This is a genomic window from Rhizobium sp. PP-F2F-G48 (genome assembly GCF_004342335.1).
Taxonomy (GTDB): domain Bacteria; phylum Pseudomonadota; class Alphaproteobacteria; order Rhizobiales; family Rhizobiaceae; genus Ferranicluibacter.
The window spans coordinates 332394-347158 of record NZ_SLVH01000004.1 but is presented as its reverse complement, the minus strand read 5'-3'; the positions used below and the strand labels follow the sequence as shown (position 1 = coordinate 347158).

General features: G+C 64.2%; 17 protein-coding genes. 15 read left to right on the top strand and 2 right to left on the bottom strand.

What is annotated here, in order from left to right; genetic code table 11:
• Positions 1-930, bottom strand: a complete 930-nt coding sequence (gene hemC / locus C8J36_RS12845; RefSeq protein WP_132535386.1) for a hydroxymethylbilane synthase — start codon at positions 928-930, stop codon at positions 1-3.
• 75 nt (positions 931-1005) lie between these two features.
• Here hemC and tsaD point away from each other — a divergent pair, with 75 nt between their 5' ends.
• The 5 genes from tsaD to C8J36_RS12820 are packed head-to-tail and all read left to right on the top strand — an operon-like array spanning position 1006 to position 4509.
• The gene (tsaD, locus tag C8J36_RS12840) at positions 1006-2100 is read left to right on the top strand and encodes a tRNA (adenosine(37)-N6)-threonylcarbamoyltransferase complex transferase subunit TsaD (protein ID WP_132535384.1); all 1095 of its coding nucleotides are present in this window, start codon (positions 1006-1008) and stop codon (positions 2098-2100) included.
• A complete protein-coding gene (locus C8J36_RS12835) occupies positions 2097-3101 on the top strand; it encodes an NAD(P)H-dependent glycerol-3-phosphate dehydrogenase (RefSeq protein ID WP_132535382.1) in 1005 nt (334 codons plus the stop codon). Before tsaD ends, C8J36_RS12835 begins: the two co-directional genes overlap by 4 nt.
• 18 nt (positions 3102-3119) lie before the next feature.
• Positions 3120-3410 (top strand): YciI-like protein, encoded by a 291-nt coding sequence (locus C8J36_RS12830; RefSeq protein WP_132535380.1) that lies wholly within the window; start codon positions 3120-3122, stop codon positions 3408-3410.
• A gap of 5 nt (positions 3411-3415) precedes the next feature.
• Complete coding sequence (locus C8J36_RS12825; protein WP_132535378.1) at positions 3416-3859, top strand: EVE domain-containing protein; 444 nt, start codon at positions 3416-3418, stop codon at positions 3857-3859.
• On the top strand, positions 3856-4509 hold the full coding sequence (locus C8J36_RS12820) for a methyltransferase (protein WP_132535376.1): 654 nt from the start codon (positions 3856-3858) through the stop codon (positions 4507-4509). Before C8J36_RS12825 ends, C8J36_RS12820 begins: the two co-directional genes overlap by 4 nt.
• Before the next feature lie 25 nt (positions 4510-4534).
• On the opposite strand, the gene C8J36_RS12815 is transcribed toward C8J36_RS12820, so the two are convergent.
• On the bottom strand, positions 4535-5110 hold the full coding sequence (locus C8J36_RS12815) for a hypothetical protein (protein WP_207897495.1): 576 nt from the start codon (positions 5108-5110) through the stop codon (positions 4535-4537).
• Positions 5111-5411: 301 nt separating this feature from the next.
• On the opposite strand from C8J36_RS12815, the gene sdhC reads away from it, so the two are divergent.
• The 10 genes from sdhC (at position 5412) to sucD (ending at position 14616) form a co-directional block, all read left to right on the top strand.
• Positions 5412-5804, top strand: a complete 393-nt coding sequence (sdhC, locus tag C8J36_RS12810) for a succinate dehydrogenase, cytochrome b556 subunit (RefSeq protein WP_062596270.1) — start codon at positions 5412-5414, stop codon at positions 5802-5804.
• 11 nt (positions 5805-5815) lie between these two features.
• Entirely contained in the window at positions 5816-6196 is a 381-nt protein-coding gene (gene sdhD / locus C8J36_RS12805) for a succinate dehydrogenase, hydrophobic membrane anchor protein (protein WP_062596271.1), read from the top strand.
• A 4-nt stretch (positions 6197-6200) separates the two neighbouring features.
• A complete protein-coding gene (gene sdhA, locus C8J36_RS12800) occupies positions 6201-8063 on the top strand; it encodes a succinate dehydrogenase flavoprotein subunit (RefSeq protein WP_132535372.1) in 1863 nt (620 codons plus the stop codon).
• A 126-nt stretch (positions 8064-8189) separates the two neighbouring features.
• Positions 8190-8969, top strand: coding sequence for a succinate dehydrogenase iron-sulfur subunit (locus C8J36_RS12795; protein WP_062477884.1), 780 nt, complete (start codon positions 8190-8192; stop codon positions 8967-8969).
• A 160-nt stretch (positions 8970-9129) separates the two neighbouring features.
• Positions 9130-9675 carry a protease inhibitor Inh/omp19 family protein gene (locus C8J36_RS12790; RefSeq protein ID WP_132535370.1) on the top strand — a complete coding sequence of 182 codons (546 nt, stop codon included), beginning with the start codon at positions 9130-9132 and terminating at the stop codon, positions 9673-9675.
• Between the two features lie 119 nt (positions 9676-9794).
• The gene (gene zapE / locus C8J36_RS12785) at positions 9795-10949 is read left to right on the top strand and encodes a cell division protein ZapE (RefSeq protein WP_132535368.1); all 1155 of its coding nucleotides are present in this window, start codon (positions 9795-9797) and stop codon (positions 10947-10949) included.
• Between the two features lie 189 nt (positions 10950-11138).
• Positions 11139-12101 (top strand): malate dehydrogenase, encoded by a 963-nt coding sequence (gene mdh, locus C8J36_RS12780; protein ID WP_062596276.1) that lies wholly within the window; start codon positions 11139-11141, stop codon positions 12099-12101.
• A gap of 30 nt (positions 12102-12131) precedes the next feature.
• Complete coding sequence (gene sucC, locus C8J36_RS12775) at positions 12132-13328, top strand: ADP-forming succinate--CoA ligase subunit beta (RefSeq protein ID WP_132535366.1); 1197 nt, start codon at positions 12132-12134, stop codon at positions 13326-13328.
• 4 nt (positions 13329-13332) lie between these two features.
• Positions 13333-13710, top strand: a complete 378-nt coding sequence (locus tag C8J36_RS12770; protein ID WP_062596278.1) for a hypothetical protein — start codon at positions 13333-13335, stop codon at positions 13708-13710.
• Positions 13711-13713: 3 nt separating this feature from the next.
• A complete protein-coding gene (gene sucD, locus C8J36_RS12765) occupies positions 13714-14616 on the top strand; it encodes a succinate--CoA ligase subunit alpha (RefSeq protein ID WP_062596279.1) in 903 nt (300 codons plus the stop codon).
• Positions 14617-14765: the final 149 nt, after the last annotated feature.

Sequence of the window (14765 nt, the reverse complement as noted above, 5' to 3'; positions counted from 1 at the left end):
TCAGGCCCAGCTGGAGAAGAAGCCGGGGGCCGCATCGGCGCGAATGTCGTCGCCCGCCTGCGCGCCGATTCTCGCCGCATCCGCGGCCCGTCCCTCGGCAAAAACCCGGTGATGCTGCGTTCCATCCGGCGTCAGGATCATGCCCGAAAACGAGATCTGCTCGCCGTCCGAGACCGCATAGCCGGCGATCGGCGTCCGGCACGACCCGTCCAGCGTGTCGAGAAACGCGCGTTCGCAGGTCACGGCCTCATGCGTCCTGGGGTCATCGATGGCCGACAGGAACGCGGTCATCCGGCCGTCGCCGATCCGGCTCTCGACGGCGATCGCTCCCTGTGCCGGTGCCGGCGGAAAATAGGTGGGGTCGAGGATTTCGGTCGCCACACCTTCGAGGTTGAGCCGCTTCAGCCCGGCAAGGGCGAGCAGCGTCCCGTCCACCTGACCTTCGGCCAGCTTGCGCAACCGGGTCTCGACCAGCCCGCGATAGACGATGACGTTGATATCAGGTCGCAATCGGCGGATCAGCGCCTGCCGGCGCAGCGATGCCGAACCGACCGTCGCGCCTTCCGGCAAAGCCAGCAGCGTCGGCGCCGTGCCGCCGATAAAGGCGTCGCGGGCGTCCTCGCGCGGCAGGAAGGCGGACAGAAACAGGCCGTCGGGCAGGCGCGTCGCCATGTCCTTGGCCGAATGGACGGCAAAATCGAGCGTACCCGCCAGCAGCTGGTCTTCCAGCTCCTGCGTGAAAAGTCCCTTGCCGCCGATTTCCGACAGCGCGCGATCGGTGATGCGGTCGCCCGCCGTCGATAGCGGCACGATCTCGAACATCTCCTCCGGCAGGCCATGCGCCAGCATCAGCCGGTCGCGCGTTTCATGGGCCTGAGCCAGCGCGAGCCGGCTGCCGCGCGTGCCGATCCGGAAAGGTTTCGTTTGCATCCGCTACGATCCATTGTTACCGGAGGTCCGTGTACCCCCCTTTATTCCCGTCCGCAATCTTCGAGTAGACCACCCATGAACCGGCCCCTGCGTATTCTCGGCATCGAGACGAGCTGCGATGAAACCGCCGCTTCCGTCGTGCTGCGCGAGCCGGACGGGCGCGGCGAAATCCTGGGCGACGTGGTGCTGAGCCAGCTCGAGGAACACAGCCTCTATGGCGGCGTGGTGCCCGAGATCGCGGCCCGCGCGCATGTCGAAGCGCTGGATACCCTGATTGCCGAGGCGCTCGACCGCGCGCAAATGTCGCTGTCTGAGGTCGATGCCATCGCCGCAACCAGCGGTCCCGGCCTCATCGGCGGGCTGATCGTCGGCCTCATGACCGGCAAGGCGATGGCGCGCGCAGCGGGCAAGCCGCTCTATGCCATCAACCATCTGGAAGGCCATGCGCTGACCGCGCGCTTGACCCATGGCCTCTCCTTTCCCTATCTGATGCTGCTGGTCTCCGGCGGCCATACCCAGCTGGTGCTGGTGCGCGGCACCGGCGACTACGAGCGCTGGGGCACGACCATCGACGACGCGCTGGGCGAGGCCTTCGACAAGACGGCAAAGCTCCTGGGCCTTCCCTATCCCGGCGGCCCCGCCGTCGAACGTGCGGCGCGCACCGGCAATCCGGCACGGTTCACCTTTCCCCGGCCTCTGGTCGGCGAGGCCCGGCTGGACTTTTCCTTCTCCGGCCTCAAGACCGCCGTGCGGCAGGCCGCGCAGTCGATCGCTCCGGTGGCGGACCAGGACATCGCCGATATCTGCGCCTCTTTCCAGGAAGCGGTGTCGCGGACGCTGAAGGACCGGATCGGACGCGGTCTCCAGCGTTTCCGCGAGACCTATCCGGATGTCGGCAAGCCTTCTCTCGTCGTTGCCGGTGGCGTCGCCGCCAATCAGGCGCTGCGCGCAACGCTCGACAGCCTCTGCGAGCGGAACGGCTTTGCGTTTGTCGCGCCGCCCCTCCATCTCTGCACCGACAACGCCGCGATGATCGCCTGGGCAGGTGCCGAGCGCGTGGCCGCGGGCCTGCCCGCGGACGATCTCTCCGTATCGCCCCGCGCGCGCTGGCCGCTCGACGGCAATGCCCAGACCTTGCTCGGCTTTGGCAAACGGGGCGCAAAAGCATGAGCGCGACGGCGATCTCGTCCCCTGACAAGGTGGCCGTCGTCGGCGCCGGCGCCTTCGGCACCGCGCTTGCGACCGTGATCGCCCGCACAGGCCGCGCCGAGGTCACGCTGCTGGCCCGGCGACGCGACGTGGTGGACGCGATCCTGACCCGGCACCGGCACGAGGAGGCCCTGCCCGGGATCGACCTGCCGAAAGCCCTGTCTGCAACGACGGAGCCGAGCGCCGTTTCGGCAGCAGGCATCGTGCTCTTCGCCATGCCGTCGCAGGCGCAGCGCGAGGCAGCGCAGGCGCTCCGGCCCTATCTTGCCAAGGACGCCGACATCGTCATCTGCGCCAAGGGTCTGGAACGCCGCTCCGGCCGTCTTCTGACCGAGGTGGTGGCCGAGGAACTGGGCGACCACGCCGTCTCCGTCCTCTCCGGACCCGGCTTTGCCGCCGATATCGCCACCGGCCTGCCGACCGCCATGGTCATCGCGTCCACGTCGTCGGAACGCGCAGCACGGCTTGCAACCGCTCTGTCCGGCCCGACATTCCGCCTCTATCCCTCGGCCGACCGCACGGGCGTGCAGCTCGGCGGCGCGTTGAAGAACGTGCTGGCCATCGCCTGCGGCATCGTCGAGGGCGCAGGCCTCGGCGAATCCGCCCGGGCCGCCATGATCGCCCGCGGCCTTGCCGAACTCTCGCGCTATGTCGCGGCCTGCGGCGGTCAGGGCGACACGGTGCGCGGCCTCTCCGGTCTCGGCGACCTCGTGCTCACCGCCACCAGCCACCAGTCGCGCAATCTGCGATACGGCATCGCGCTCGGGCGCGAACGCCACGCCGCCAGCCCGACCGCCGACCTCGTGGAAGGCGCGCTTGCGGCCTCGGTCGCGGCAGCGCAGGCCCGTCGCCTCGGTCTCGACATGCCCCTGACCTTTGCCGTCGCGGCCATGATCGACGGCGCGATCGACGTGGAAACCGCGCTCGAACAGCTCATGTCCCGCCCCATCACACACGAATAGCTTTGGAAAGGCACGACCATGCTCTTTGCAGCCCTCTGCACCGATAAGGAAGGCGCGCTTCAGATCCGCCTCGATACGCGGCCTGCCCATGTCGCCTATCTCGACGACCTCAACGCCCGCGGCATCCTGAAGGTCGCCGGCCCGTTCCTGGGCGACGACGGCAAGCCGACCGGCAGCCTCGTCATCATCGACGCGGAAACCAGAGCGGCGGCCACCGCACTCTTTGCCGAAGACCCCTACGCCAAAGCCGGCCTCTTCGCCTCCGTCGAGGTGAAGGCCTGGAACTGGGTCTTCAACAAGCCGGAGTGACGGGCATGCGCTACTGGCTCTGGAAATCCGAACCGTTCAAGTGGTCCTGGGTCATGCAGAAGGATGCGGGCGCGGCCGGCACCGAATGGACCGGCGTGCGCAACTACCTCGCCCGCAACAATATGCGGGCCATGACGATCGGCGACAAAGGCTTCTTCTATCACTCCAACGAAGGCCTGGAGATCGTCGGCATCGCCGAGGTCTGCGCGCTTTCGCACCCGGATTCGACCGCCGAGGGCGATGCGCGCTGGGACTGCGTCGATATCCGCGCGGTCTGCGATCTGCCGAAGCCCGTGACGTTGAAGGACGTCAAGGCGAGCGAGCGACTGAAGGACATGCAGCTCGTCACCTCCATGCGCCTGTCGGTCCAGGCCGTGACGGAAGCGGAATGGCGCGAAGTCTGCCGCATGGGCGGCCTCGACAACCCGCCGCTCTCGTCCGCAGCGTGAAAACCGATCCCGAGCGTTTCATCCGCGAGAACACCGGCATCCTTTCGCCACCGCATGTTCCCGAGGTCAACCTCTTCCTGGCGAGCGAGGCGCATGATCTCTGGCTGAAGACGGAGGACGAGCTGGACGCGATCGGCCTGCCGCCGCCCTTCTGGGCCTTCGCCTGGGCCGGTGGCCAGGGGCTTGCCCGATACGTGCTCGATCATCCCGATCTGGTCGCCGGCAGGACCGTCGTCGATTTTGCCTCCGGCTCCGGATTGGTGGCGATCGCCGCCATGAAGGCCGGCGCGACATCCGTTCTCGCAATGGACACGGACCCGTGGACGACAGCCGCAATCGGGCTCAACGCGCAGCGGAACGATGTTGTCGTGACCCATGAGAACGCCGACCGGATCGGCCAGCCGACCGCGTGCGACGTGTTTCTCGCAGGCGACGTGTTCTACGACAAGGCATTTGCCGACAGGCTGGTGCCCTGGTTCGAGGATCTGGTTTTGGCCGGCATTGACGTCATCGTCGGCGACCCCGGCCGCACCTATTGCCCGCGCGACCGCATGGTGGCGCTGGCCACCTATGCGGTGCCTGTCACGCGTGCGCTCGAAGACAGCGAGGTGAAGAAGACGACCGTCTGGCGGTTTCTCGGACGATCGTGACAGGCAAGCGCGCCCTTTTGCGGGCTCAGCGCCCGCGGATCACGCAGACGCCGGCTTCGAAGCTGCAGGCGTCGTCGTTGCGCCGGACCGCACTGCGCCCCACCGTGACGACGCGGCTCCGGGAGCCGCCGACCTCCGGCGACGCGGTGCGCTGGAAAGCGCCATAGCTGGTGTTCTCATCATAGGTGGTGATCGTGAAATAGCTGCCGGCCCCCCGGCGATACAATTCATTCGCATTGCCGGAGAACCGGCCCGACCCGACGATGACGGCCGATGGCGCCTGCGCGTCGCGGCGCGCATCCCCCTCACCGCCCCATCGTGTCGCATCCTGCCTCAGCCGATACCGGCGCTCCCCATCGAAATAGCCGCGCACGACCCGGTAGTCCGGTACGGCGCCAGGTCCTTCCCGAAAGAGGCTTCCCTGAACGGGCCCGCCCCGAAGCCGAACGCCGGACCGCTGTGCCCTCTGCTCCGCCTGCGCGGAATACGTGCGGTCGTACTGTCCGCGATAGCCTTCGTCCCCGGCCTCGGCACTGCCGATCGCGGTTGCAGCGAGAACGATGGCGACGGCGATCGGCCGCAGGGAAATCTCCCGATACATCATGAACCTCCGACGGATCTTAACAAAGCGTTAAGACCAATCTGGCGCAGGACGCCGCGAAAGTCAGGCAGTCGGCGCAAATTTCGCCGGATATGTTTAACGTGTAAAATGCAACGCGAGCGCCTGTCCGATAAACCTCCGTCTCTAATCGATTAATTTCTTTTCGCGCTGCAAACAGGCTTGTTAAGACCCCTGCCGAAGATTAAAGCTCGCCACAACTGAATGCTGCGCAATCCCTGCGCAAACCGGATATAAAGAGTCTAGTTTTTGGACGATTGCCCGGTCGTTCCGTGAGGTTCAGATGACGAATGTCACCAAAAGCCGGCCGCTTTCGCCGCATCTTCAAATCTACAAGCTCATTCCGACCATGCTCATGTCGATTGTGCACCGCATCACCGGCGCGGCACTCTATTTCGGCACGGTTCTGGTCGCCTGGTGGTTGATCGCGGCTGCCAGCGGTCCGGCCTATTATGATTGGGCCAGCTGGTTCTTCGGCACCATCATCGGCCAGGTCATCCTGTTCGGCTATACCTGGGCGCTGATCCACCACATGTTCGGCGGTCTGCGCCACTTCATGTGGGATCTGGGCTATGGCTACGAGAAGGAATTCTCGACCAAGCTCGCCATCGCCAGTGCCATCGCCTCCATCACCGTGACGGTCCTTCTGTGGCTCGTCGTCATCATCGTTCGCTGAGGGCCTCGACCATGGATATGCGCACACCCCTCGGCAAGGTCCGCGGTCTCGGTTCGGCCAAGGAAGGCACGGACCATTTCTGGCGGCAGCGCCTGACGGCGGTCGCCAACGTGCCGCTTCTCGTCTTCTTCGTGATCTTCATCATGACCCATGCCGGCGCGCCTCACGCAGATGTGGTCGCAGCACTCGGCAATCCGTTCGTCGCGGTGATCATGGCCCTTGTCGTCATCTCCGCCCTGACCCACATGCGGATCGGCATGCAGGTGATCGTCGAGGACTACGTTCACGCCGAAGGCATCAAGATCGTCCTTCTCATGCTCAATACATTCTTCGCGATCGCGGTTGGCGGGCTCTGTCTTTTCGCCATCCTGAAGCTCGCCTTTGCAGGATAAAACCATGGCATCGACCGAAGCACCGTCCGTCAACGGCCCGACTTCCATCAACGGTAAGGCCTACCAGTATGTCGATCATTCCTACGACGTGATCGTCGTCGGCGCCGGCGGCGCGGGACTGCGCGCCACGCTCGGCATGGCCGAACAGGGTTTCAAGACGGCCTGCATCACGAAAGTCTTCCCGACGCGCTCGCACACGGTCGCAGCCCAGGGCGGCATTGCCGCTTCGCTGCAGAACATGACGCCGGACAGCTGGCAGTGGCACCTCTACGATACGGTCAAGGGCTCCGACTGGCTCGGCGACGTCGACGCCATGCAGTATCTCGCCATGGAAGCGCCGAAGGCGGTCTATGAGCTGGAGCATTACGGCGTGCCCTTCTCGCGCAATGCGGAAGGCAAGATCTACCAGCGGCCCTTCGGCGGCCACATGCAGAATTACGGCGAAGGCCCGCCGGTGCAGCGCACCTGTGCGGCCGCCGACCGGACCGGCCACGCCATCCTCCACACGCTCTACGGCCAGTCGCTGAAGCACAATGCCGAATTCTTCATCGAGTATTTCGCGCTCGACCTGATCATGTCGGACGACGGCAGCCGCTGCACGGGCGTCGTCGCCTGGTGCCTGGATGACGGCACGATCCATCGCTTCTCCGCCAAGATGGTCGTGCTGGCGACCGGCGGCTATGGCCGCGCCTATTTCTCGGCCACCTCCGCCCACACCTGCACGGGCGATGGCGGCGGCATGATCGCGCGCGCCGGCCTGCCGCTGCAGGACATGGAATTCGTCCAGTTCCACCCGACCGGCATCTACGGCGCCGGCTGTTTGATCACCGAAGGCGCGCGCGGCGAAGGCGGCTATCTCGTCAATTCCGAAGGCGAGCGCTTCATGGAGCGCTACGCGCCGTCGGCCAAGGACCTCGCCTCGCGCGACGTCGTCTCGCGCTGCATGACGCTCGAAATTCGCGAAGGCCGCGGCGTCGGCAAGGCGAAGGACCATATCTTCCTGCATCTCGACCATCTGGACCCTGCCGTTCTCAACGAACGCCTGCCGGGCATTTCCGAAAGCGCCAAGATCTTTGCCGGTGTCGACGTGACGCGCGAGCCGATCCCGGTCCTGCCGACGGTTCACTACAACATGGGCGGCATCCCCACCAATTACTGGGGCGAAGTGCTGAATGCCGACGGTGAAAATCCGGAACGCATCATCCCCGGCCTGATGGCCGTCGGCGAAGCGGGCTGCGCCTCGGTGCACGGCGCAAACCGCCTCGGCTCCAACTCGCTGATCGACCTGGTCGTCTTCGGCCGCGCCGCCGCCATCCGCGCCGGCGAGGTCATCGACCGTGCAAGCCCGATCCCGGCGCTGAACACCGCCGCCTGCGACAAGATCGTCGGCCGTCTCGACAGGCTGCGCTATGCCAGCGGGGGAACGCCGACCTCGGTTCTGCGCGAGAAGATGCAGCGCACCATGCAGGAAGACGCGGCCGTGTTCCGCACGCAGGAATCGCTCGAAAGCGGCTGCAAGCGCATGAGCACCATCTGGTCCGAAATGTCCGACATCAAGGTCACCGACCGGTCGATGATCTGGAATTCCGACCTCGTGGAAACGCTGGAACTCGAAAACCTGATGGCCAACGCCATCACCACCGTCGTCGGCGCGGAAGCCCGCAAAGAGAGCCGCGGCAGCCACGCACGCGAGGACTACACGTCCGGCCCGTTCGCCGGTCGCGACGACGTCAACTGGCGCAAGCACACGCTGGCCTGGGTGAACGAGGCCGGCGACGTCAAGCTCGACTACCGCCCGGTTCACACCGAATTGCTCGCTGAAGGCATCGATCCCTACAAGATCGAACCCAAGGCGCGCGTTTACTAAAGCATCTCCTGTCGGAGCCGAACGGCTTCTTCATCTGGACGATGCGTCAAAAGATAAGGCTGAAGCGCTCCGGGAACGGATGTTCTCCGGATCGCTCCAGCGGAAGCCCGGTCAAGGAAAACGACTATGGTTGAACTTGCACTTCCCAAGAATTCGCAGATGACCGAAGGCAAGGTGTGGCCGAAGCCCGCCGGCGCCACGAACACCCGCGAATTCCGCGTCTATCGCTGGAGCCCGGATGACGGCAAGAACCCGTCGATCGACACCTTCTTCATCGATGTCGACGATTGCGGCCCGATGGTTCTCGATGCCCTGCTCTACATCAAGAATAAGATCGACCCGACGCTGACGTTGCGCCGCTCCTGTCGCGAGGGGATCTGCGGATCCTGCGCCATGAACATCGACGGCACCAACACGCTGGCCTGCACCAAGGGCATGGACGACGTGAAGGGCGCGGTGAAAGTCTATCCGCTGCCGCATATGCCCGTCGTCAAGGACCTCGTGCCGGACCTGACCAATTTCTACGCGCAGCATCGCTCGATCGAACCCTGGCTGAAGACGGTTTCACCGGCGCCGGCCAAGGAATGGAAGCAGAGCCATGACGATCGCGCCAAGCTGGACGGTCTCTACGAGTGCATTCTCTGCGCCTGCTGTTCGGCGTCCTGCCCGAGCTACTGGTGGAACGGCGACCGCTATCTCGGCCCGGCCGTGCTTCTCCAGGCCTATCGCTGGCTGATCGACAGCCGCGACGAAGCCAAGGGCGAGCGACTGGACAATCTGGAAGACCCCTTCCGTCTCTACCGCTGCCACACGATCATGAACTGCGCGCAGACCTGTCCCAAGGGCCTGAACCCGGCCAAGGCCATCGGCGAGATCAAGAAAATGATGGTCGAGCGTCGCGTCTGATCTGCGGTTTCATGGGGAAAAACGCGGGTTTGCGTTTCTTCTCCGCCACAGGAGATAGGAAAGGACGTTTTTCGACAGACTTAAAGGTCGATTAACCTTAATCCGGCCTATATCTGTCCCGAACGTTCATTTTACATACGAGACGACCGGGAGTTGGGAAATGCGGGCATATCATGTTGCGGCGGGTCTGGCGGTGGTGCTGGCCCTTTCGGGATGCCAGCGCACGTCAGTGGGCGCTTTCGACCAGCGCGACATGGGGCCTGCTCCCCTGCAGGCGCAGCCTGTTCCCTCCGTCTCCGGCGGCTCCCTGCCACCCCCGACCAGCGGCGACGCGTCCCAGTTTCCCGCGGCACCGGTCACGGAAACCGCGGCACTCGGCAGCCCGCAGGTCCCCGGCGGCGCACCGGCCGCACCGGCCGCCTCTCTCGACGTCACCAAGGAGTCCATGGTCGGCAACTGGCGCGTCGCCAATGGCGGCAGCTCCTGCGACATGTTCCTGACGCTGACCAATCTCGGTTCCGGTTCGCGCGGCGGCACCCGTGGCTGCGCCGGCGAGCTGACGCAGATGGGGTCCTGGGAAGTGGCCGGCAAGCAGGTGGTCCTCAAGGATCGCAACGGCAATGCACTCGCCCGCCTCTACAAGTCGGCCGATGCCCGCTTCGACGGCCAGACCAATGGCGGCCAGCCCGTCAGCCTGAGCCGCTGATCTCCGGCTGCCGATCGGGTCGAATCGACCCGATCGTTTCGTAAGCGTCGTTCAGTCGACAGCTTAGACAGCGTCCCGGCTCTCCGCCGGGCTTCCTCTGACGGCCAGGAAGGCTGCGCGTGCCAAACGCCGAAAATACCATCTCGCGACGTCTCGAGGCGTTGATCGCCAACGGCGATATGCGACACGATCCGGCGCAGCTGGCCATCGCCGCCCGCCTCGATCGCCTGTCCACGGACCTCGCTTCCAGCCGCGCCAACCGCAAGTCGAACGCGCTCGGCTGGCTCTTCGCATCGAAGCGCGATCAGCGCCCGCCGATCAAGGGCGTCTATCTCTATGGTGGCGTCGGGCGCGGCAAGACCATGCTGATGGACCTCTTCTTCGACACGGTGCCGATCGAGCGCAAGCGCCGCGCGCATTTCCACGAGTTCATGGCCGAGGTGCAGGACCGCATCTTCAAGCACCGGCAGAAGCTGAAGAACGGCGAAACCAAGGATGCGGATCCGATGCCGCCGGTCGCGGCCGATATCTATGCCGAGGCCCGTCTTCTCTGCTTCGACGAGTTCTCGGTCACGGACATCGCCGATGCGATGATCCTGTCGCGCCTGTTCGGCGAACTGTTCAAGCGCGGCTGCGTCCTCGTGGCCACCTCGAACGTCGAGCCGGGCGATCTCTATCGCGACGGCCTCAATCGCTCGCTCTTTCTGCCCTTCGTGGATCTCCTGCGCGCCCATGCCGACGTCGTGCCGCTGGATACGCAGACGGACTATCGCCTGGAGAAGACCAGCGGCCTGCCCGTCTGGTCCTCTCCGCTCAACGACGCCGCCCGCAAGGCGCTCGATGCATCGTGGGCCAAGGCGACACAGGGCCTTCGCCCTGTCCCTGCCGATCTCACCTTCAAGGGTCGCACGATCCACGTTCCCGCAGCCGCCGGGGATTGTGCGCGCTTCTCCTTCGCCGATCTCTGCGCGCGTCCCCTGGGTGCGACCGACTATCTCACCATCCTGTCGCATTACCGTGTCATCTTCATCGACGATATCCCGCTGCTCAGTCCCGAGCGGCGGAACGAAACCAAGCGCTTCATCATGCTGGTGGATACGATCTACGACCAGGGCGCGCGCCTGTTCGCGTCTGCCGCAGCCCGCCCGGAAGAGCTTCTGACCGTTAGACGCGGCACGGAAGGCTTCGAGTTCGATCGCACCGTGTCCCGGCTGATCGAGCTGCAGAGTAGCGAATATGCCGGCGCGCATGCTGCGAATGCGAAGAATTCGTGACCATATTTCTTACGTGGACGTAAGAACTTATTGATCTAAACGATTGAAAAATCACGCTCCAAAAGTATCGGTTGATATTTTCAGGCGACGCGATTAGTGCTTTCGCCCGTGAGGTTGGGTGCCGCCCGGAAAAGCGGGAGATGTGTCGCTGCAAACCTTGCCAGATTTGATCTCAAAGGAAGCACTTTCATGGCGCGCAACAAGATCGCACTTATCGGTTCCGGAATGATTGGCGGCACGCTGGCCCACTTGGCCGGCCTGAAGGAACTGGGCGACATCGTTCTCTTCGACATCGCCGACGGCGTGCCCCAGGGCAAGGGCCTCGACATCGCGCAGTCCTCGCCGGTGGAAGGCTTCAACGCCAACCTGACCGGTGCCAGCGACTATGCTGCGATCGAAGGCGCCGATGTCTGCATCGTCACCGCCGGCGTGGCGCGCAAGCCCGGAATGAGCCGCGACGATCTGCTCGGCATCAACCTCAAGGTCATGGAACAGGTCGGCGCCGGCATCAAGAAATATGCCCCGAACGCCTTCGTCATCTGCATCACCAACCCGCTCGATGCGATGGTCTGGGCCCTGCAGAAGTTCTCCGGCCTGCCGAAGAACATGGTTGTCGGCATGGCCGGCGTGCTCGACAGCTCGCGCTTCCGCCTCTTCCTTTCCCAGGAATTCAACGTCTCCGTCCAGGACGTCACCGCCTTCGTTCTCGGCGGCCACGGCGACACCATGGTCCCACTCGCCCGCTACTCCACGGTCGGCGGCATTCCGCTGACGGACCTCGTCAAGATGGGCTGGGTCACCAAGGAGCGTCTCGAAGAGATCATCCAGCGCACCCGTGACGGCGGCGCCGAAATCGTCGGCCTGCTCAAGACCGGTTCCGCCTATTACGCACCGGCCGCTTCCGCCATCGAGATGGCGGAATCCTTCCTCAAGGACAAGAAGCGCGTCCTCCCCTGCGCCGCGCATCTGTCGGGCCAGTATGGCGTCAACGACATGTATGTCGGCGTTCCCACCATCATCGGTGCCGGCGGCATCGAGCGCATCATCGAAGTCGAGTTTACCAAGGCTGAACAGGAAGCCTTCGACAAGTCCGTGGCAGCCGTTGCCGGCCTCTGCGAAGCTTGCGTCGGCATCGCTCCGAGCCTGAAGTAATCTTTTCCGACATCAGACAGGAATTTTTCCATGAACATTCATGAATACCAGGCCAAGGCTCTCCTGAAGAGCTTTGGCGCACCGGTTGCCGAAGGTGTCGCGATCTTCTCGGCCGACGAGGCAGAAGCCGCAGCGAAATCGCTGCCGGGCCCGCTTTACGTCGTCAAGAGCCAGATCCACGCCGGCGGCCGCGGCAAGGGCAAGTTCAAGGAACTCGGCCCCGAAGCCAAGGGCGGCGTGCGCCTGGCCAAGACCATCGCGGAAGCCGTTTCCCACTCGAAGGAAATGCTCGGCAACACGCTCGTCACCAAGCAGACCGGCGATGCCGGCAAGCAGGTGAACCGCCTCTACATCGAGGACGGCGCCGATATCGACCGCGAACTCTACCTCTCCATCCTCGTCGACCGCGCCGTCGGCCAGGTCTCCTTCGTGGTCTCCACGGAAGGCGGCATGGACATCGAGACCGTCGCGCATGACACGCCGGAGAAGATCATCAGCGTCGCGATCGACCCGGTCGCCGGCGTGACCGCCGAGAACCTTGCGGCCCTCACCGCCGCGCTGAAGCTCGAAGGCGAAGCCAAGGCCGACGGCGAACGTCTGTTCCCGATCCTCTACAAGGCCTTTGTCGAGAAGGACATGAGCCTGCTCGAGGTCAACCCGCTGATCGTCATGACCAATGGCCGTCTGCGCGTCCTCGACGCCAAGATGTCCTTCGACGGCAACGCCCTGTTCCGCCACGAAGACGTGGTCGCGCTGCGCGACAAGACCGAGGAAGACGCGAAGGAAATCGAGGCGTCCAAGTACGACCTCGCTTATGTCGCCCTCGACGGCAACATCGGCTGCATGGTCAATGGTGCCGGTCTCGCCATGGCGACCATGGACATCATCAAGCTCTATGGCGCCGAGCCCGCGAACTTCCTCGACGTCGGTGGCGGCGCCACCAAGGAAAAGGTCACCGCGGCCTTCAAGATCATCACCGCCGATCCGGCCGTGAAGGGCATCCTCGTCAACATCTTCGGCGGCATCATGAAGTGCGACGTCATTGCCGAAGGCGTGATCGCAGCCGTGAAGGATGTCGGCCTCACCGTGCCGCTGGTCGTGCGCCTCGAAGGCACGAATGTCGAGCTCGGCAAGAAGATCATCAACGAGAGCGGCCTCAACGTCATCTCCGCCGACGATCTCGATGATGCAGCGCAGAAGATCGTCGCTGCCGTGAAGGGTGCCTGATCCCATGAGCGGTGCAAAGAAGACGGTCAATCGCCAGTCCTTCGGACCGAACGAGACCGATATCAACCTGTGCTATTTCGTCTGCTGGGACAGCACGCCGGATCTCGACGACGAGGCTGCCGATCGCTGGGCACATTTCACGCATGACGACGATGCCGTCGAGTTCTTCAAGCTGAAATCGAAGGACGACACGCTGTACGTCTGGAAGGGCGAGCTGGGCATCTCGAAGGCCGACAAGCAGTTCGACTGGTTCCAGACCCACTGGTCGAAAAACCTCAACAGCCATCACGACGAAAAGTCGACATCCGGCAAGGGTTATCGCTGGTCCAACGGCGCCTTCGAAGAATTTGATTCCCTCGAATTCGAGGAAGAGGAAAACTGATCCATGTCCATTCTCATCAATAAAGACACCAAGATCCTCGTCCAGGGTCTGACGGGCAAGACCGGCACGTTCCACACCGAACAGGCGCTCGCCTATCACGGCACGCAGATGGTCGGTGGCATCAACCCCAAGAAGGGCGGCGAGACCTGGGAAGGCTCCAAGGGCGAGAAGCTGCCGATCTTCGCAACGGTTGCCGAAGGCAAGGAACAGACCGGCGCCGACGCGTCCGTCATCTATGTTCCCCCGGCCGGCGCCGCTGCCGCCATCATCGAGGCGATCGAGGCGGAAATCCCGCTCATCGTCTGCATCACCGAAGGCATTCCGGTCGCCGACATGGTCAAGGTCAAGGCGCGCCTCGACGCGTCGAAGTCCCGCCTGATCGGCCCGAACTGCCCCGGCGTCATGACGCCGAACGAATGCAAGATCGGCATCATGCCGGGCAACATCTTCAAGAAGGGCTCCGTCGGCGTCCTCTCGCGTTCGGGCACGCTCACCTATGAAGCCGTGTTCCAGACCACGAACGAGGGCCTCGGCCAGACCACGGCCGTCGGCATCGGCGGCGACCCGGTCAAGGGCACCGAGTTCATCGACGTGCTCGAAATGTTCCTGGCCGACGACGAGACCAAGTCGATCATCATGATCGGCGAGATCGGCGGCTCGGCCGAAGAGGAAGCCGCGCAGTTCCTGATGGACGAAGCCAAGCGTGGCCGCAAGAAGCCGATGGTCGGCTTCATCGCCGGCCGCACGGCGCCTCCCGGTCGCACCATGGGCCATGCAGGCGCCGTGATTTCCGGCGGCAAGGGTGGAGCGGAAGACAAGATCGCCGCCATGGAACAGGCCGGCATCCGCGTTTCGCCCTCCCCGGCCCGCCTCGGCAAGACCCTGGTGGAAGTCCTCAAGGGCTGATGCACCTTCGAGGGACGGCCCGCCATTGCGTCGGCCGTCCCTTACACCATCTAAGACGAACAGGCAGTCAAAGCCTCGCGCTGTGGTCCTGCCAAAGAAATGACACGCATACGGTCGTATTGGATGGCCGTCGCAAAGTCGGCCCGGGA